The 17475-nt window shown below is 61.4% G+C and carries 17 protein-coding genes; 7 read left to right on the top strand and 10 right to left on the bottom strand.

Annotation, left to right across the window (positions count from 1 at the left end; all coding sequences use genetic code 11):
- Nucleotides 1-134: 134 nt before the first annotated feature.
- The gene (locus NKH54_RS25185; RefSeq protein WP_023702997.1) at nt 135-515 is read left to right on the top strand and encodes a metalloregulator ArsR/SmtB family transcription factor; all 381 of its coding nucleotides are present in this window, start codon (nt 135-137) and stop codon (nt 513-515) included.
- Between the two features lie 11 nt (nt 516-526).
- Here NKH54_RS25185 and ilvN read toward each other — a convergent pair whose 3' ends face one another.
- The 3 genes from ilvN to NKH54_RS25170 all read right to left on the bottom strand — a co-directional run bounded on the left by ilvN (nt 527) and on the right by NKH54_RS25170 (nt 4271).
- Nucleotides 527-1099 (bottom strand): acetolactate synthase small subunit, encoded by a 573-nt coding sequence (gene ilvN / locus NKH54_RS25180; protein WP_023668352.1) that lies wholly within the window; start codon nt 1097-1099, stop codon nt 527-529.
- A gap of 81 nt (nt 1100-1180) precedes the next feature.
- Nucleotides 1181-2977 carry an acetolactate synthase 3 large subunit gene (locus NKH54_RS25175; RefSeq protein ID WP_023668351.1) on the bottom strand — a complete coding sequence of 599 codons (1797 nt, stop codon included), beginning with the start codon at nt 2975-2977 and terminating at the stop codon, nt 1181-1183.
- Between the two features lie 331 nt (nt 2978-3308).
- The gene (locus NKH54_RS25170) at nt 3309-4271 is read right to left on the bottom strand and encodes a DUF1236 domain-containing protein (protein WP_023668350.1); all 963 of its coding nucleotides are present in this window, start codon (nt 4269-4271) and stop codon (nt 3309-3311) included.
- A 586-nt stretch (nt 4272-4857) separates the two neighbouring features.
- Between NKH54_RS25170 and NKH54_RS25165 the strand changes: the two genes are divergently transcribed.
- The 3 genes from NKH54_RS25165 (at nt 4858) to NKH54_RS25155 (ending at nt 7360) form a co-directional block, all read left to right on the top strand.
- The gene (locus tag NKH54_RS25165; protein WP_023731684.1) at nt 4858-5160 is read left to right on the top strand and encodes a DUF1236 domain-containing protein; all 303 of its coding nucleotides are present in this window, start codon (nt 4858-4860) and stop codon (nt 5158-5160) included.
- 164 nt (nt 5161-5324) lie between these two features.
- On the top strand, nt 5325-6716 hold the full coding sequence (locus NKH54_RS25160; protein WP_023668348.1) for a sensor histidine kinase: 1392 nt from the start codon (nt 5325-5327) through the stop codon (nt 6714-6716).
- A complete protein-coding gene (locus NKH54_RS25155; protein WP_023668347.1) occupies nt 6713-7360 on the top strand; it encodes a LuxR C-terminal-related transcriptional regulator in 648 nt (215 codons plus the stop codon). Before NKH54_RS25160 ends, NKH54_RS25155 begins: the two co-directional genes overlap by 4 nt.
- A 49-nt stretch (nt 7361-7409) precedes the next feature.
- Here the strand turns inward: NKH54_RS25155 and NKH54_RS25150 are convergent, their stop codons facing one another.
- The 3 genes from NKH54_RS25150 to tmpA form a co-directional block, all read right to left on the bottom strand.
- Complete coding sequence (locus tag NKH54_RS25150; protein WP_023750905.1) at nt 7410-7838, bottom strand: hypothetical protein; 429 nt, start codon at nt 7836-7838, stop codon at nt 7410-7412.
- A 392-nt stretch (nt 7839-8230) separates the two neighbouring features.
- The gene (gene tmpB / locus NKH54_RS25145) at nt 8231-8815 is read right to left on the bottom strand and encodes a (R)-1-hydroxy-2-trimethylaminoethylphosphonate oxygenase (protein WP_023751655.1); all 585 of its coding nucleotides are present in this window, start codon (nt 8813-8815) and stop codon (nt 8231-8233) included.
- Nucleotides 8812-9963, bottom strand: a complete 1152-nt coding sequence (gene tmpA / locus NKH54_RS25140; protein ID WP_352712329.1) for a 2-trimethylaminoethylphosphonate dioxygenase — start codon at nt 9961-9963, stop codon at nt 8812-8814. The genes tmpB and tmpA overlap by 4 nt, the downstream gene beginning before the upstream one ends.
- Before the next feature lie 121 nt (nt 9964-10084).
- Here tmpA and NKH54_RS25135 point away from each other — a divergent pair, with 121 nt between their 5' ends.
- Both NKH54_RS25135 and NKH54_RS25130 read left to right on the top strand, forming a co-directional pair.
- On the top strand, nt 10085-10975 hold the full coding sequence (locus tag NKH54_RS25135; protein ID WP_023668343.1) for a LysR family transcriptional regulator: 891 nt from the start codon (nt 10085-10087) through the stop codon (nt 10973-10975).
- 138 nt (nt 10976-11113) lie between these two features.
- Nucleotides 11114-12916, top strand: coding sequence for an NAD(P)/FAD-dependent oxidoreductase (locus NKH54_RS25130; protein WP_023668342.1), 1803 nt, complete (start codon nt 11114-11116; stop codon nt 12914-12916).
- On the opposite strand, the gene NKH54_RS25125 is transcribed toward NKH54_RS25130, so the two are convergent.
- From NKH54_RS25125 to NKH54_RS25115, 3 genes are read right to left on the bottom strand one after another with little or no spacing between them, the layout of a single operon-like run.
- Nucleotides 12913-13434, bottom strand: coding sequence for a GNAT family N-acetyltransferase (locus NKH54_RS25125; protein WP_353029232.1), 522 nt, complete (start codon nt 13432-13434; stop codon nt 12913-12915). The genes NKH54_RS25130 and NKH54_RS25125 overlap by 4 nt on opposite strands.
- A gap of 15 nt (nt 13435-13449) precedes the next feature.
- Nucleotides 13450-13758, bottom strand: a complete 309-nt coding sequence (locus NKH54_RS25120; RefSeq protein WP_023682084.1) for a hypothetical protein — start codon at nt 13756-13758, stop codon at nt 13450-13452.
- 4 nt (nt 13759-13762) lie between these two features.
- On the bottom strand, nt 13763-14329 hold the full coding sequence (locus NKH54_RS25115) for a helix-turn-helix domain-containing protein (protein WP_023690908.1): 567 nt from the start codon (nt 14327-14329) through the stop codon (nt 13763-13765).
- A 152-nt stretch (nt 14330-14481) separates the two neighbouring features.
- Between NKH54_RS25115 and NKH54_RS25110 the strand changes: the two genes are divergently transcribed.
- Nucleotides 14482-16314: an ATP-binding protein gene (locus NKH54_RS25110; RefSeq protein WP_023668338.1), complete on the top strand. Its 1833-nt coding sequence runs from the start codon at nt 14482-14484 to the stop codon at nt 16312-16314.
- Nucleotides 16315-16601: 287 nt separating this feature from the next.
- Here NKH54_RS25110 and NKH54_RS25105 read toward each other — a convergent pair whose 3' ends face one another.
- A complete protein-coding gene (locus NKH54_RS25105; RefSeq protein WP_023690907.1) occupies nt 16602-17393 on the bottom strand; it encodes a GGDEF domain-containing protein in 792 nt (263 codons plus the stop codon).
- Nucleotides 17394-17475: the final 82 nt, after the last annotated feature.

Here is a 17475-nt window from a genome sequence, read left to right as displayed (position 1 = left end):
ACATTTCCGGACCAAAGAGCCTTGCCTTCCGGCGCGCCGGCGCTTATTTAGGCAATAAGCTAACTATCTACTATTCCGATTTAGGTATTTAGGCAATAGACTAAATACCGGAAGCGAAACGACAGAGGCAGGCGGTGATCGAAGACAATGCAGCGGATGGCGACACGGCTATCGGGGCAAGCAGCGCCATACAGCGCGTGTTCGAGGCGCTGTCATCGCAGCCGAGGCGCAAGATCCTCGCCTATCTCGCCCACTCCTCGCTGACCGCGGGCGAGATCGCGGCGCGCTTCGACATGTCGAAGCCGTCGATCTCGCAGCATCTGAGCATCCTGGAGACGGCCGGCCTCATCGCCAGGGAGCGGCAGGGACAATTCATCCGCTACTCGCTGGTCCAGAACAATCTGGTTAACACGCTGAACGGCTTCGTCCAGGACGTCTGTCCGGTATCGCGCCCGATCAAAAGGGAGAGTAAGAATCTGGCGAGCGGCAAGGTCGATCCCAAGCCGGTAAAATAGTTGGACTGAGACTACATCCCTTGCGGGCCGCGGTTCATCGCCGCCACGCCGGTGCGGCAGATCTCGACCAGGCCGAGCGGCTTCATGATGGCGATGAACTGGTCGAGCTTCGAACCCTTGCCGGTAATCTCGAAGATGAAGTGCTCGGTGTTGGCGTCGATGACCGAAGCGCGAAAAGCGTCCGCCAGACGCAGCGCCTCGACGCGGGCTTCGCCGGTGCCGGCGACCTTGACCAGCGCCAACTCGCGTTCCAGCGGCCGCTCCTGGCCGAACTCGTGCGAGCGCACGGTGAGATCGACGACGCGATGCACCGGTACGATGCGTTCGAGCTGGTGCTTGATCTGCTCCAGCACATGCGGCGTGCCGCGCGTCACGATGGTGATGCGCGACAGGTGCTTCTCGTGTTCGGTCTCGGAGACGGTGAGGCTCTCGATGTTATAACCGCGGCCGGAAAACAGGCCGATGACCCGGGCAAGCACACCGGGCTCATTGTCGACCAGCACGGAGAGCGTGTGGTTCTCCGGCTTTTCCGTTTCCTTGGCGATGAAATAGGCGGAGCCGGTCGGTTGAAGCTGTGCGTTCATGACATGAATCTCGATTTCAGACTTTGAGCTAATTCTCTGTTTGCGCACGGCTTCTCGCGACAGCCCTGCCCCGGCTTGGACCTAGACCAGTTCCCTGCCCTTGGCGTCGATGGCGTTGGCCACGGCTTCGTCGGTCGCCTCGTCGGGCAGGAGCATTTCATTATGCGCCTTGCCCGACGGGATCATCGGGAAGCAGTTGGCGAGCGTCGCCACCCGGCAATCGAACAGCACCGGCTTCTTCACCGCGATCATCTCCTTGATCGCATCGTCCAGCTCGTCCGGCTTCTCGCAGCGAATGCCATGGCCGCCATATGCGTCGGCCAGCTTGACGAAGTCGGGCATCGCTTCGGTGTAGGAATGCGACAGACGGTTGCCGTGCAGCAGCTGCTGCCACTGGCGCACCATGCCCATATACTGGTTGTTGAGGATGAAGATCTTGATCGGCGCATTGTGCTGCACCGCCGCGCTCATCTCCTGCATCGTCATCTGCACCGAGGCATCGCCTGCGATGTCGATGACCAGCGCATCCGGGTGCGCGATCTGCACGCCGAGCGCAGCCGGCAGACCGTAGCCCATCGTGCCCAACCCGCCCGACGTCATCCAGCGGTTCGGCTTCTCGAAATGATAGTGCTGCGCCGCCCACATCTGGTGCTGGCCGACCTCGGTGGTGATGTAGGTGTCCATGTCCTTGGTCAGTTCGTAGAGCCGCTGGATGGCATATTGCGGCATGATCACATCGTGGTTCATCTTGAACGCGAGCGAGTCACGCGCGCGCCATTTGGCGATCTGCTCCCACCAGGGATGGAGCGCCTTCTTGTCGGCCTTGGCGCTCGCCCGCCACAGCCGCACCATGTCCTCCAGCACCCGGCCGACATCGCCGATGATGGGCACTTCCGTGTGCACGTTCTTGTTGATCGACGATGGATCGATGTCGATGTGGATCTTCTTCGAGTTGGGCGAGAAGGCGGTCAGCCGTCCGGTGATGCGGTCGTCGAAGCGCGCGCCGATGCAGATCATCACGTCGCAATCATGCATCGCCATATTGGCTTCATAAGTGCCGTGCATGCCCAGCATGCCCATCCAGTTCTTGCCCGATGCCGGATACGCGCCGAGGCCCATCAGCGTCGAGGTGATCGGGAAGCCGGTGAGGTCGACCAGTTCGCGCAGAAGATGGCTGGCCTCCGGACCGGAGTTGATGACGCCGCCGCCCGAATAGATGATCGGCTTCTTGGCGCTGGCCATCAGTTCGACGGCGGCCTTGATCTTTTCCAGGTCGCCCTGGACCTTCGGCTGGTAGCTGGTGCGCGGCGCCGCCTGCGGCGGCACATAGATGCCTTTGGCGAACTGCACATCCTTCGGAATGTCGACCACCACCGGGCCGGGGCGGCCGGTCGTCGCGACATGGAAGGCCTCATGGATGGTGGCGGCCAATTCGTTGACGTCCTTCACCAGCCAGTTGTGCTTGGTGCAGGGGCGCGTGATGCCGACCGTGTCGCACTCCTGGAACGCGTCGGAGCCGATCAGCGAAGTCGGCACCTGCCCGGTCAGGCAGACCAGCGGGATCGAATCCATCAGCGCATCCTGCAGCGGCGTCACCGCATTGGTGGCGCCCGGGCCGGAGGTCACCAGCATGACGCCGGCCTTGCCGGTCGAGCGGGCATAGCCTTCGGCCGCATGCCCTGCGCCTTGCTCGTGGCGGACGAGGATGTGCTCGACCTCGTCCTGCTGGAAGATTTCGTCATAGATCGGAAGCACCGCGCCGCCGGGATAGCCGAAGACATGCTTGACGCCATTGTCCTTCAGCGCCTGCACCACCATTTCGGCGCCAGTCATTTCCCTGTTTGGCATTTCGCGCCGTTCGTTCTGTCCGTTGCTCATCGGTCTGGTCCCGTACTTCTAGCCATGAGGCGATTGCTGGTCGTTTAGTCGTGTTTCGGGCAATAAAAAAGGCCCCCGATGGGAGCCTGTGTGTTGCGCATGGGAGGTTTTCGCCCGGCGGTTACACCGCCTTGCCCACGCGCTTTCCTACGAGAATGAGTGCCTTTTTCATCGTGGCGGACACTACGAGGGTGAAAGGCAAGGTGTCAACGGGAAAAACGCGCGATGCGAAAGACAAAGCAAGTGGCCCGCCGCCTCTGGTCGGCGGGCCACCGCGGCGCATACGATACCCCTCAATCGCACCGCGCCGGGAACAAGAGCCACTGCCGTGTCACGTCAGGATCAGCACGATCTTGTACGTATCCGGGTCGACGATGACGATGCGCCCGTCGGCCAGCACGAAGTACTCATAGGATTCGTAAGCCGGGACGATCTTGACAATGCGCGCCGGCAGACGGTGCAGGCGCACTTTGTGCCGCGGCACCTCGATGCCGACCGAAATGTCGAAGTCGACGTTCTTCACCGGCTCAACCCTGGTCTCGTGGATGATCTGCGTGACCTGCGTCTTCTGCTCGACTGTCACGTTGTTGATCGAGGCCGTATTGCCCTGGTCGGTCTGGACGTTTGTGTTGCCCTGAGCGTTCTGCTCGGTGGTGGTCCCGGCCTTGCCCTGGGCCTGCTGGTCCGTGCTGGTGCCGGTCTGGCCCTGAGCGTTCTGCTCGGTGCTGGTCCCGGCTTTGCCCTGAGCCTGCTTCTCGGTGCTGGTGCCGGTCTGGCCCTGAGCGTTCTGCTCGGTGCTGGTCCCGGCCTTGCCTTGGGCCTGTTCATCCGTCTTGAGCTTGGCCTTGCCCTGAGCCTGCTTCTCGGTGCTGGTGCCGGTCTGGCCCTGAGCATTCTGCTCGGTGCTGGTCCCGGCCTTGCCCTGGGCCTGTTCATCCGTCTTGAGCTTGGCCTTGCCCTGAGCCTGCTGATCGGTCGTGGCGCCGGCCTGACCCTGAGCATTCTGCTCGGTACTGGTCCCGGCCTTGCCCTGTGCCTGTTCATCCGTCTTGAGCTTGGCTTTGCCCTGAGCCTGCTGATCGGTCGTGGCGCCAGCCTGGCCCTGTGCATTCTGATCGGTCTGTGACTTCATCTTGCCTTGCGCCTGTTCGCCGGCCTTGCCGCCCTTCTGGCAATCGGCCGCGCCAGCGGCGCAGTTGTCGCCGCCGCTCGGCTGCACAGCCTGGGTCTGGGCGATCGCGGCGCCGCACCCGACGCCAAGCGCAATCATGCTCGTGATCAACACATGTTTCATCTGCTTTCTCCTTAAAGAGTCGGTCCCTCAGCCTAGCCAACTCTGTCAAAAATACTTTGTTCCGCATTTTGCGAATAAAATCGGGCTTCTAAGAAGACCAATAAATGTAGGCAGTAGTTTTGCCAACAATCAGCTACAAATTGCATCAAAAAATTAATGCAACGCAAGATTTTTGCTTTTTTCTGAGCTTGTAATCCCATAGCGATGACACCAGCCTCACAAGCTTAGAAGTACTCCCGTCGTCATGACCAGGATGGCTACCCCGAAAACAGGCAAGAGCAACCATCGTGCCTGATGGACGCTGTTGTCCATTAACGCCTCCCACAAGTGCTGATCTCAACGATGCCGAGAACCCTGTGTTCCGCCCTGAGGAGGCTCTAGGACCTCTACAGCCTGGCACCAGACTTTGGTCCCTCTCCCTATAGTCCATTGGCCCGATGACGCCCGGACCGAAGCCCCACGCGGGAACGCAGCCGCGAAAAGCCCGTTCGGCTCCCGGTGTGTGCATCAACCTCATCAACACCACCCGTATCGGAATCGAGCTCGCGCAAGATGCATGAGCGTTGCTCGCATGAAGGAGAGAATCATGACGACCATGTACCAGTCGACCGCAATTGCCGGATTCTTGCTGCTCGCGAGCGCCGGCGTAGTTGCTGCTCAAGACGTCATCATCGCGCCGGAGCAGGAAACGGTTGTGCGCGAATACGTGAAAAAGCAGCCCCTTGCGTCGGTGAAGATTCCAGGTGTCGAATTGAACGTGGGGACCGCCATTCCCGACACGGTGGAACTGCATGAAGTGCCGAGCGTCAAGTATCGCTACGTTGTGGTCGACGGGCGAACCGTGCTGGTCGACCCCGGCACGCGGAAGATCGTCAAGATCATACAGTAACGCTGATCCCACCGCCGTTCCCCGCGGGTGGCGGTGGGATCATGCCCTGAATTGGCGGTTTCCCCAGCAATTCAACCTGGCGCTTGCTCGCACCATCGACCGTTCTAGATGTAGGATGGCTTAGGCATTTTGGCACGGCCAAAGCTCGCGGGGTCGGTTGAGACGTGCGCTACATTGATAGTCTCTATCAAAACTGGAACAGGCTATCGTTGGCTTGGCAGTTCATCATAGTCGGAAGCATTGGGCTGCTGTCGCTGATGCTGGTCGTCGGCCTATGGGTCACCTCGCAAATACGAGATGGAGTGATCCGCAACTCTGCAAGCACGACCGCGCTTTACGTCGACAGTGTCATCGCGCCAATCCTGCCGGACATGCGCAAAAGCCAGCAGCTCAGCGACACCGTTAAACGGGCACTCGATGAAACCCTGGACCAGGGTGCTCTCGGAAAAAAACTGGCGTCCTTCGTGCTTTGGCGGCGTGATGGCAAGGTGCTGTACGCCAAAGACGCGGCTCTTATCGGCCAGACCTTCGAGCCAAATGCGAACTTGCTGCATGCGTTCGGTGGAAACGTGGTGGCGCAATTCAATGATCTGGACGAAAATGAAAGGAAGGAACGCAAGAGCCCCACCGCCTCGCTGCTCGAGATCTACAATCCGGTTCGAGAGCCGTGGTCGGGCGATGTTGTGGCCGTTTCCGAGTTCTACGAGATAGCCGACGATCTTCAGGGCACTTTAAACTCGGCACTATGGTCGAGCTGGCTGCTCGTGGCTGGCGCGACCGCGGTCGCCTTGGCGATGCTCTCGGGAATCGTGCTTCGCGGCAGCAGCACTATCGAAACGCAGCGTTCAGCGCTTGAGACACAAGTGGCCGAACTTCAGTTGCTTTTGGAGCAGAATTCCGCTTTGCGGGAGCGCGTCCAGCAGGCGTCGCGCCGCGCAACGGCAATCAACGAGCGTTACTTGCGCCGCATTGGGTCTGATTTGCATGACGGTCCAGCTCAGCTCGTCGCACTGGCTGCGCTGCGCATGGACAGCCCTCTGCTGCTCGATCCCGCCGCATCCCCAAGCCACCGCAAGACCGAGATCGCCGATATCCATCATACGTTGGACGAGGCGATGCGGGAGATCCGCGCCATCTGCACCGGCCTCGTACTGCCACAGATCGAAGCTTCGACAGTCGCGGAGATATTGCGGCTTGCGGTTGCCGAACATGAACGCCGGACGGCCTCTTCCGTATCGCTTTCACTGCCATCTCGCCTGCCCGACCTGGGGACGTCCGAGAAAATAAGCATCTTTCGCTTCGCGCAGGAGGGGCTGAACAATGCCTGGCGACACGGTCTGGGCAAGGGGCAGGCTGTCAAGGCGCGAGTGACGCAGGGCAAGCTCCTCATTCAAGTGCTTGATCGCGGCCCTGGATTCCAGTCGGGATCGTGTGAAGGACTTGGACTCGCCGGTATGAGGGAACGTATCGAGAGTATCGGAGGTCACTTCGAGACCTTTTCGAGCCCCAGGGGGACCCGGCTGACGATAACGCTCAACATCGAGGACCAGAAATGACCGCTCCCATAAGGATTGCCATTGTTGATGATCATCCGCTGTTTCGCGAGGGTGTGGCTCGCAGCCTCGCCGAAATCGGCGGCTTCGAAGTCGTTGGTGCGGGCGAAACCGCGACGGATGCCGAACAGCTTGCGGCCTTGGCAAATCCCGACATATTGCTGCTCGACATCAGTTTGCCGGGAGGGGGTCTGGCGGCAGCGGAAAATATTCTTGCAACTCAGCCTGACTGCAAGATCGTCATGCTCACCGTCTCGGAGGCGAACGCCGATTTGGCGACGGCGCTCAGGCTGGGCGTACGCGGATATGTGCTGAAAGGGATTGGGGCGGCATCGCTGGCCGAGGTGCTGACTTATATAGCCGCAGGAAAAAAATATGTTTCGCCGACCCTGTCAGCGCAGCTTTTGAATGAACTGATCCGGCCGGAAAAGCGCACAACCGATCTCGTTGCCAATCTCTCGGGACGCGAGCTTGGGATAATCTCCTTGGTAGGCGAAGGACTGAGCAATAAAGAAGTCGCCAAACGTCTCAACCTGCAGGAGAAAACGGTAAAACACCACATGACTCGGATATTTCAAAAGCTAAAGGTGCGAAACCGCACCGAAGCAGCCATTCTTATGCACGCGCCCAAAACGGGTCTTGTATAGGGAGATCGGGGCTTGTCTGAAGGTCGGATGCTGGTTGGCGAACCAACAGTTACAGCCCTTTCAGACGAGCAATGTCGGAGGCCCTTACGGCGCGTTCGACAATTGTCCTTCCAAGCGGATCCTTCATAGTGAAGCGGCCGGCCTCGATGCTTTCGCTGAATCCATCGCGATGCACGACCTGGATTTTGGCGCCCTGTACCGTCACCGTGTCGCCAGCGGCATTGACTTGGCTACTGGGAGCTTGGCTACCGGGGGCGTTGTCGCCGGCACCATTTTTTCCCTTTCCGTTGGCGTTGCCATTCCCGGCGTTGCCGCCTGAGCCATTACCGTTACCACTACCGTTGCCACCACCGTTACCATTGCCATTGTTTCCGCTCTTGGCGCTGGCAGCGGCGAATTCGATCTTGTAGCCGTCGACATGGCTCAACCGCAGACCAAGCACCGGCATCGCCACCGCAACCGCCGCGAATACGCGCAAGCTAAAGTACGCCCAGCGACGCACGGATGAAAACAGGGGCTGCCTTTCTCCATTCATGCCACCATCACATCATGATGTGTCACGGTATTCAAGAATGAACAGCCCAAAATTGCGGCTTACAAACGCTGAGGAAACTCTCCTTTCGTGCTTTCAGCTCGATTCTCAGACCTTCGTCTGAGTCAAATATACACCGAAGTCTGACCTACTGATCTTGGCCGCGCCGACGGATGTCGCAATAAAACCCGCGGTGACAAGGCTCGTCACCGGTAGGGATCGGCAGCGAGGCGCGAGCGCCTGCGGCACGCAGACGCTTGCGGCAGGTCTCCGGCATACGGTTAGCGCATGCTCGCCGTCGAAGCGGTAGCACATGTCGTTCCTTCCCCGGATTATGATCAGGCGCGATTGGCGAATTCGCGGACAACCCGTTGCAGCAGCGGCATGTAGTCGCGAAATGCCCGGGTCTTCATGTTGGCGATCTTGCCGGCCTCGTCCCAGACGCGAACCCGCACCGCTTCCTCGTGGAACGGGTTCTTGCGGAACTCTGCCACCTCTTCGGCATTCATCGGCCCGCCTTGCAGCGACAGTGTGTGGACCGAGGCCTGCGACAGCCTGCCGAAATAGCTCGGGTCGGTGGCGCAAAGGTAGCGCTTGGCCGCGACATGCAGCCTGACGCATTCGACGATCACCGGTGGAAAGAACGGCGCCAGCACCTCGCCGCCGGCTTCGTCATGATGCTTGTCCTCGACATCGTCGGGCGAATAGGTGCCGAACTCGCTGGTGTAGTGGCCGATATCGTGCAGCAGTGCTGCCGCCACCAGCACATCGGGCGCGCCGTCCTTTTCGGCGAACCAGGCGCCCTGCAACATGTGCTCCGACATGGTGACGGGTTCGCCGAGATAGGATTCCGCCCCTCGGCGTTCGAAAATATCGGCGATGAATTCGACGATGTTGCCCGCGTTCAAATCCTGGCCGCTCATTCCGCAGCCTCCTTGAAGCTGTGTTCGATCGCCGACAGCGTCGACAAAAGGCCATCCTTGTCGGCGTAGCAGCCCTGCAGCCAGCGCTTGCCGGTGCCGGAGAACGCCTTGCGGGCATGCATGACGCGGGTGTTGTCGACGATGAAGGCCTCGCCCGCCTCGAGCCTGAAGGTGACTTCGAAGGAAGGATCCTCGATCAGTTCGGCAAACCGGCGATAGGCGGCGTAGTAGGCCTCCATCTCCGCGAACGGCACATCGACGGTCGGCGCCAGCGAGCGGTTGTTGAAGCGGATGGCGATGAGTTCGCCATCCGGCCCGAGCTCGATCATCGGCCGTTTGGCCTGCAATCGCACGCCCGACGACCCCGCATATTCGAAACGCGCCGGGTATGAACTCAACAGCCGGAAGCCTTCGGGGTTTTCTGCCTGCAGCGCGGCCGCCACGGCAAAACCATCGACGACGCTGGATTCGCCGCCCTCCACGGTGTTTTCGATGCAGGACAGGATCTGCAAGGTCGGCACCGGATCGCGATAGGGATTGTCGGTATGCGCCTGCAGGCCAAGATTGGTGTAGGCCAGATTGGTTGGATTGACCTCGGCGCGCACCTCGAACCAGCGGCCGTAATTGGTCTCCCTGATATAGCCGAACAGATCGGACACTTTGCACAGCGCCCCGGATTCGGGCGGCAAATCGTCCATCACCGCGAAGCCGTAGGTCTTCACCGCCGACAGCCATTGCCGCAAGACGGCGCGGTCGCGGCTGGCAGCGAGATAGCCGGCGCGCGGCACCGAATTCTGCATAGAGGCCCTGGTCCATCGCACGGTGCCCTCGCCTGTCCAGCCGGGCTGTCGGGCGGCATCGCGGTCATAGGCATTGGCGCTCAGCCATGCCGCAGGAAAGCGCACCGTCTTTCCCTCCGGTTCGAAACTGACTTCAAGCGCATCGCCCTTGATCGCGGCTGCGCCGATCCATGTCTGCACGGGAATGTCGAGAATGGTGATCAGCCGCTGGCCGTTGCCGGCGCTGCGCGTCTTGTCGTCGAGCGCATTGTCGCGCAACCACACGGCGTGAAAGCGAGTGCGCGCGCCGTCCTTCCAACCGAGGTCGATCGTTCTTCCTTCGTCGCCGATCAGCGCCTGGGTAAGCATGGAGATCCGTTCCTGTCCGCTGCGCCCCGCAGCCAACTCCGCAGGGTTTCCGGTTGCATCGTGATGATGTCGAAGGCATAACTCAAATTATCATTTTGCAGCCAAAGGCCCTAAACGGTTTATGACTGAAACAACCCTGCCCTTGCCCCCGCTTGACTGGCTGCGGAGTTTCGAGGCCGCCGCGCGGCTGTCGAATTTCACCGCCGCCGCGGCCGAGCTTGGCCTGACCCAGGCTGCGGTCAGCCAGCACATCCGTTCTCTCGAAGAGCGGTTGAAGCAGCCGCTGTTCATCCGCCTGGCGCGCGGCGTCGAATTGACGCCGGAGGGTGCCGCCTACCTGCCGCATCTGCAATCGGCCTTTGCCGTGATCGCCAACAGCACGCGCGAGTTGTTCGAACCCAAGACCGTCCAGAGCGTGACGATACGCTCGCCGATCTCGTTTGCCGTGCTGATGATCGCGCCGAAGCTGCCGCAAATGGCCAAGGACCTGCCCTTCGTCCAGTTGCAGATCGAGACCATCCACACACCGGCCGATTACGGCGAGCGCTTTGTGGGTCTCGACATCCGATTCGGCATTGGCTCCGGCTCCTTTGCCGGACGGCAGGCCGACCGCCTCACCCGCGAAACCTTAACGCCGATGGCGTCGCCAAATGTCGCCAAGGCCAAGGATTGGACAGGATTGCCGAGACTTACAGTGGTCGGCGCGCGGGAAATGTGGGGCGAGTGGTTCGCCGTCGCCCGGATGAAGCCGGCGCTCGGGCCCACGCACAAATTCGACAGTTTCGTTACCGCGTTGGAGGCGGCGAAGCACGGCGCCGGCATGGTGCTGGGATCGCGACCGTTGGCCGACGCGGCACTGCGCGAAGGATCTCTCGTTACCCTGTCCGGCTTTACGCTGTCGAGCGGTGCCGGCCACTATCTGACCGCACCTTCGGGCGCGCATCTGAGCCCGGCCGAAGAAGCGGTCCGCCGCTGGTTCGCAACGGTCTTCGGCGTCCCGATTTCCCGATAAGCCCCTGAATACGCGGCAAACTATTGGACGACGTGACGCGGCGCATAATTTGTCGCGATACTGCGCCAGGCCGGACGTCAAGCTTCGGCAGGGTTCCGCTCGCTACAGGCGGCCAAGAAAAATCGCGGAGGAAATTCAATGCTCGACAAGGCCCCCAACAAGAAGCTTTCCGACCTGCTCGATCGCTTCGGCGCGGCACTCGCCGCCGGTGACATCGACAAGGCGGTCGCCTGCTTTCAGGAGGATTGTTTTTGGCGCGATCTCGTCAGCTTCACCTGGAACATCAAGACCATGGAAGGCCGTGACCAGGTGCGCGACATGCTGGTGAGCCAGCTGGCCAAAACCAACCCATCGAACTGGGCGATCGCCAGGGGCGAGGACGCCACTGAAAACGATGGCCTGCTCGACGGCTGGATCAGTTTCGAAACGTCTGTGGCGCGCGGCTTCGGCCACATCCGGCTGAAGGACGGCAAGATCTGGACGTTGCTCACCACCATGGTCGAGCTGAAGGGCCATGAGGAGCCGGCCGGTTTCGACCGCCCGCTCGGCGCCAAGCACGGCCATGGCAAGAACCGCCCGACCTGGAAGGAGGAGCGCGAGAAGGAGGCCGCCGAGCTCGGCTTCAAGACGCAGCCCTATACGCTCATCATTGGCGGCGGCCAGGGCGGCATCGCGCTCGGCGCGCGGCTGCGGCAGCTCGGCGTGCCGACCATCATCGTCGAGAAGAACGAACGGGCCGGCGACAGCTGGCGCAAGCGCTACAAATCGCTCTGCCTGCACGATCCGGTCTGGTACGACCATCTGCCCTATATCGACTTTCCCAGGAACTGGCCGGTCTTCGCGCCCAAGGACAAGATCGGCGACTGGCTGGAAATGTACGCCAAGGTAATGGAGCTGAACTACTGGTCGTCGACCGAGGCCATGAGCGCTGTCTATGACGACAGCAAGAAGGAATGGACGGTGGTGGTGCGCCGCGACGGCAAGGACATCACGCTGAAGCCGAAACAATTGGTGCTGGCCACGGGGCAATCCGGCAAGGCCAACATGCCGAACTTCAAGGGCATGGACACATTCAAGGGCGACCAGCATCACTCCTCGAAGCATCCGGGACCCGATGCCTATGTCGGCAGACAAGCTGTCGTCATCGGCTCGAACAACTCCGCCCACGACATTGCAGCAGCCCTTTGGGAGGCCGGCGCCGACGTCACCATGGTGCAGCGCTCGACCACGCACATCGTCAAGTCGGACACGCTGATGGAGATCGGCCTGGGCTCGCTCTATTCGGAAAAGGCGGTTGCGAGCGGCATGACCACAGCCAAGGCCGACCTCGTCTTCGCCTCCCTGCCCTACAAGATCCTGCACGAATTCCAGATTCCGGCCTATGCCGAGATGAAGAAGCGCGACGCCAACTTCTACAAAGGCCTGGAGAAGGCCGGCTTCATGCTCGACTGGGGCGACGACGGCTCCGGCCTTTTCATGAAATATCTGCGACGCGGCTCGGGCTATTACATCGATGTCGGCGCCTCCGACCTGATCATCGACGGGTCGATCAAGCTGAAAAGCGGTGTCGACGTGAAGGAGATCAAGGAGCATTCGGTCCTGCTCAGCGATGGATCGGAACTGCCGGCCGATCTCATCGTCTACGCCACCGGCTACGGTTCGATGAATGGCTGGGCGGCCGATTTGATCTCACGGGAGGTCGCCGACAAGGTCGGCAAATGCTGGGGCCTCGGCTCCAACACCACGAAGGACCCCGGCCCCTGGGAAGGCGAGCTGCGCAACATGTGGAAGCCGACGCAGCAGGAGGCGCTGTGGTTTCATGGCGGCAATTTGCACCAGTCGCGCCACTATTCGCAGTTCCTGGCGCTGCAGCTGAAGGCGCGCATGGAAGGCATCGCGACGCCGGTCTACGCGCTGCAAGAGGTTCATCACAAGGCTTAGGCAGCGCCGCCGATGCGCTTCCAGTAGATGAGCGTGCCGGTCAGCCCGCCATGGGGCTTCAAGGCAAAGTCCGGTATTTCGCCAGTGAGCGTGAAGCCGAGTTTTTCGTAAAGGCCGGAAGCGCCCTCCTCGGTTGCGGTGTCCAGCACCAGAAGCGTGCGGCCTTTCTCGACGGCGAGCGTTTCTGCCGCCCGCATCAGCCGGCTCGCTATGCCTTTGCCGCGGTGTTCGACGCGGGTCATCAGCTTGGCGATCTCGGCCCGGTGCGGCTGATTATCAGGAAAGTCGAGCAGCACGGTCACGGTGCCGACCAGAACCTCGCCCTTCCATGCACCCAGCACCGCTCTTTCACCTCTCTCTGCTGCCACCAACGAGTTGCCCCAGAAGGCCTCCGCCGATTGCCTGGATAAGGGATGCATGAAGCTGACGGAGCCGCCGGCCGCGACCGTCTCGATCAGGAGGTCGGCCAGCATGTCGCGTGTTTCCGCAGTCAGCGACCTGATTTCGATGGGACTCACCTGCACTTTCCCTTGCTAATCCAGACGCGCGACGCGGCGCCGCTTTCGTCTCGCCTTGATCGCGGCGATGCGATCGGTGTCTTTCGGCTGCAGATGCAGCCCGCGTTCGAGGATTTCGAGCGTGTATTCCTCATAGGTCAGGCCAAGCCGCTCGGCCTTTTCCATGCGCATCAGCATCACGTCACGGCTTGGCGCCTTCCACGCCTTGGCATGCGCTGCCTGCCAGGCCAGGAAGATGTAGGGATCGCCCTTGCCCCATGGCGGGCCCTTGTAATCATCGAGCGGCGGTCCGCCATTGTCGGAGCGCTTGGGACGTCTTGCCACGATTTCAGCCCCTGACCAGCGCAACCAGATAGTCGGCCGGCTGCGGTCCGACGGCATGGAACGTGCAGTCCGACGGCGCGCCGAGCGCCAGGCAGTCGCCGGGCTCGAGACTATGCACCATATCACCCTCGGTGAACTCAAGTCGCCCGGAGATCAGCCACATCTGCTGCTTGATGAAGGCATAGGACGCCGCCGGGAAACTCACACTGGCGCCAGCCGGCAGTTGCACCCGGATCAATTCGAGCGGCGTGTCGGAAACCGGCGACAGATGCCGACGGACATAGCCCGTACCGGGGTCGCGCCAAACCGGCTGCTCAATCTCGCGCAGCAGGCCGCCACCTTGCTGCTCGGCGCGTGCAATCAGCGTCGACAGCGTCATGCCGAAAGCAGCGGCGATGCGCACCAGCAGCGCGGCCGTCGGGCTGGTCATGCCGCGCTCGATAGTGCTGAGCATGGCTTTGGAGACGCCGGAGCGGTTCGCCAGGTCGGCCAACGACCAGTCCCGCAAGGCTCTTTCGGCGTGGATTCGTCTGCCTATCGTGGCCGACATGTCATTCGCTATATCAGTCATTCGTCCAATATATCGAATCTTCGGATTGGGGGAAGAGGCCGGCCGGTTGAATTTTCGCTGACGGGTTAACCCCTGCTACACCATCCCGCATCACGCCACCTTAACCCCGTCTGTGTAGGATCGAGGCTCCACGGGAATGGGGATCGGATCGTATGTTTGTCGAGCGCGAAGCCTCCGTCGGCGAACCGACCTCGCAGGAGCGCCGCCGCGCAGAGCAGAGCGACAAGCGCATTCTCGGCAACGTCGTGCAGTGCGACGGTGCGCGCGCCACCATCAGCGCCTATGCCGACGACATCGAAGGAGCGGTCACCGGCCTGTGGACCGTCGGCAAGATGATCTCCATCAATCTCGGGACATCGCGCACCGTTGGTCTGGTCTACGAAATCGGCAAATCGGATCGCGCCTGGAGCAATGAGGGACAAAATCCCATCGAGGTCAGCGTCGAGCTGATCGGCGAAGTGCGCGACGGCGCCGAACCGGGGGCCAAACCGGTGTTCGACCGCGGCATCACCACCTATCCTCATATCGGCGCCATAGCGCACCGCATCCGTACCCGTGATCTGCAGGCGGTCTACGATCTCGCCGGGCGTCATTCGATCACCATCGGTACGCTGTCGCAGGATGAGTCGATCGACGCCAACATCGCCATCGACGACACGCTGGCGCGCCATTTTGCCGTTGTCGGCACAACCGGCGTCGGCAAATCCACCGCCATCTCGCTGCTGCTGCGCAAATCGATCGCCGCCCGGCCCGATCTGCGAATCCTCATTCTCGATCCGCACAATGAATTCGCGGCATCCCTGCCTGAGTTCTGCGTCCGGGTCGATTCCAAGACGCTTGACCTGCCGTTCTGGATGTTCAGGCTTGAAGAATTCGCCGAAGTGCTGTTTCGCGGCCGAGAGGTCGTGCCGGAAGAAGTCGATGTCCTGCGCGACCTGATCCCCGCCGCCAAGAACCTCTATCGCAATCCCAATTCAGGCTCTTACGTGCGCCGCGGCAGCGATGCGCTGACCGCCGACACGCCGGTGCCCTACCGCATGGTCGATCTCATCAAGCAGATCGACGAGCGCATGGGCCTCCTGGAAAGCAAGAACGACCGCCCGACGCTGAAATCGCTGAAGACGCGCATCGAGTCCGCCGCGTCCGACCCGCGCTATCGCTTCATGTTCAATTCGCGGCTGATCGAGGACACGATCCACGAGACGATCGGCAATATTTTCCGTGTGCCGCATCATGGCCGCCCGGTGACCTGTTTCGAGATGGCCGGCATGCCGTCCGAAGTGGTCAACTCCGTCTGTTCGGTGCTGGCGCGCCTGGCCTTCGACCTTGCGCTGTGGAGCGAGGGCCGGCTGAAGCTGCTGTTGCTGTGCGAGGAAGCGCACCGCTATATGCCGGCCGATCCGCGCCTAGGCTTCGCCCCGACAAGGCATGCACTGTCGCGCATCGCCAAGGAAGGCCGCAAATATGGCTGCTATCTCGGCGTCGTCACCCAGCGCCCGGGTGAACTCGATCCGACCATCCTGTCGCAATGCTCGACCTTCTTCGCCATGCGGCTGGCCAATGAGCAGGACCAGGCGATCATCCGCTCGGCGATCGCCGATTCCTCCGCCTCCACGCTGGCCTTTCTGTCCTCCATGGGCCAGCGCGAAGCCATCGCCTTCGGTGAAGGCGTGGCGACGACCATGCGGCTGAAGTTCGAAAAACTGGCGGAGAACCTGATCCCCGGCACCGCCAAGCGAGAGCAGGACGAGTTCTCGCAGGACGGCAACGACGTCGATCTCGCCGCCATCGTCGAGCGGCTGCGCAACGTCCCGAAACCGCAGCAGCAGATGGCCTTCGCCGAGGTCGTGGACTCCGGCCGCCAGGCCGGCGATCCCGATTACCGCAAGCCGGCCACCGCCCAGCGCGTCCAGCCCGACGACGATTTCGACCTGCGCTACGGCCTCAAGCCCACAACCTTCGGCATGCGCCCGCAGAACGATTGACCTTCAGCGTAGCGACTTTTTTGCCGGCCAATTGAGAAGCCGCCGGAGCGCCAGGGCTCGGCTTCGTTGGCCGCTTGGGTAAATCACGCCAGAAAATTCGTCAGGCTGAGTCGGTCGGTGTCGACTTCGGGAACCGGAGCGGAGCGGACATTGAGTCCGTGAGCACCGGCCTACGCCGGCCGTAGCCATAGCTGCCGCCACCACCTCATGAGTGCTTCGGCCGGCGAAGGCCGGAAGCGCAGAAGACGGCATCAAACGGCCAGCCTCACGAATTTAATGCCGGGATTTCAGGCGCAGACGCGGTTGCGGCCTTGCCTCTTCGCCTCGTAGAGCTGGCGGTCGGCGCGGCGGTAGAATTCCTCGGCCGTTTCCTTCCGATCCCAGACGGCAAGACCGACGCTGGTGGTGATCTTGAGGCGGACATTGCCCGACAGCACCGACATGTTGGCAATCGCCTTGCGGATGCGTTCGGCGAACTTCCCCAACAACTCCGCGTCCATGTTGGGGGTGACAACGGCGAACTCTTCGCCGCCGAGCCGCGCCACCACGTCGTGATAGCGCGTCATGCCTTTGAGGCAATTGGCGACTGCCCTCAGCACCTCGTCGCCGACATCGTGGCCATGCGTGTCGTTGACCTGCTTGAAATGATCGAGGTCGAGGATCATCAGCCCGACGGGCTTTTCGATGCGGCGGAATTCCTCGAGATATTCCTTCAGCGCATCGTCGAAATAGCGCCGGTTCTGCATGCCGGTAAGGCCGTCGGTCAATGCCGCATGCTGCAGCGTTTCCGAGCGGGCGCTGAGCGAAACCGTCATGGCGCGCAGCTTGCCCTCTTCCGTCGCCTGCCTACGGATCAACGGGTAGATGAAGAACACGCCGAAGAACAGCGCTGTCGCCAGCAGCACCCCGGTGACAAACAGCAGCGTGTTGAGATAAGCGATCCTCTCGACTCGGGAAGTCGTATCGTGACCGACCGCGATGGACTGCAATTGACCATAGGCATAAAGCGTCACCAGGCCTGCGGCCAGGATCACGAAAATAAAGACGAAAAATGCGGATTCCGCCTTGTGGAAACGCATCTGCTCCCCGTTGGAAAAGTACCCCCCGGATCTATGGCATGCCGGCGCCTTACGGACGGTTAATCCAGACAACCGGAGCGGG

This window comes from Mesorhizobium sp. M1004 (genome assembly GCF_040318795.1).
In the GTDB taxonomy this organism is placed as follows: Bacteria; Pseudomonadota; Alphaproteobacteria; order Rhizobiales; family Rhizobiaceae; genus Mesorhizobium.
The sequence above is the reverse complement of the archived record's forward strand: the minus strand, read 5'-3'. Positions and strand labels throughout refer to the sequence as shown.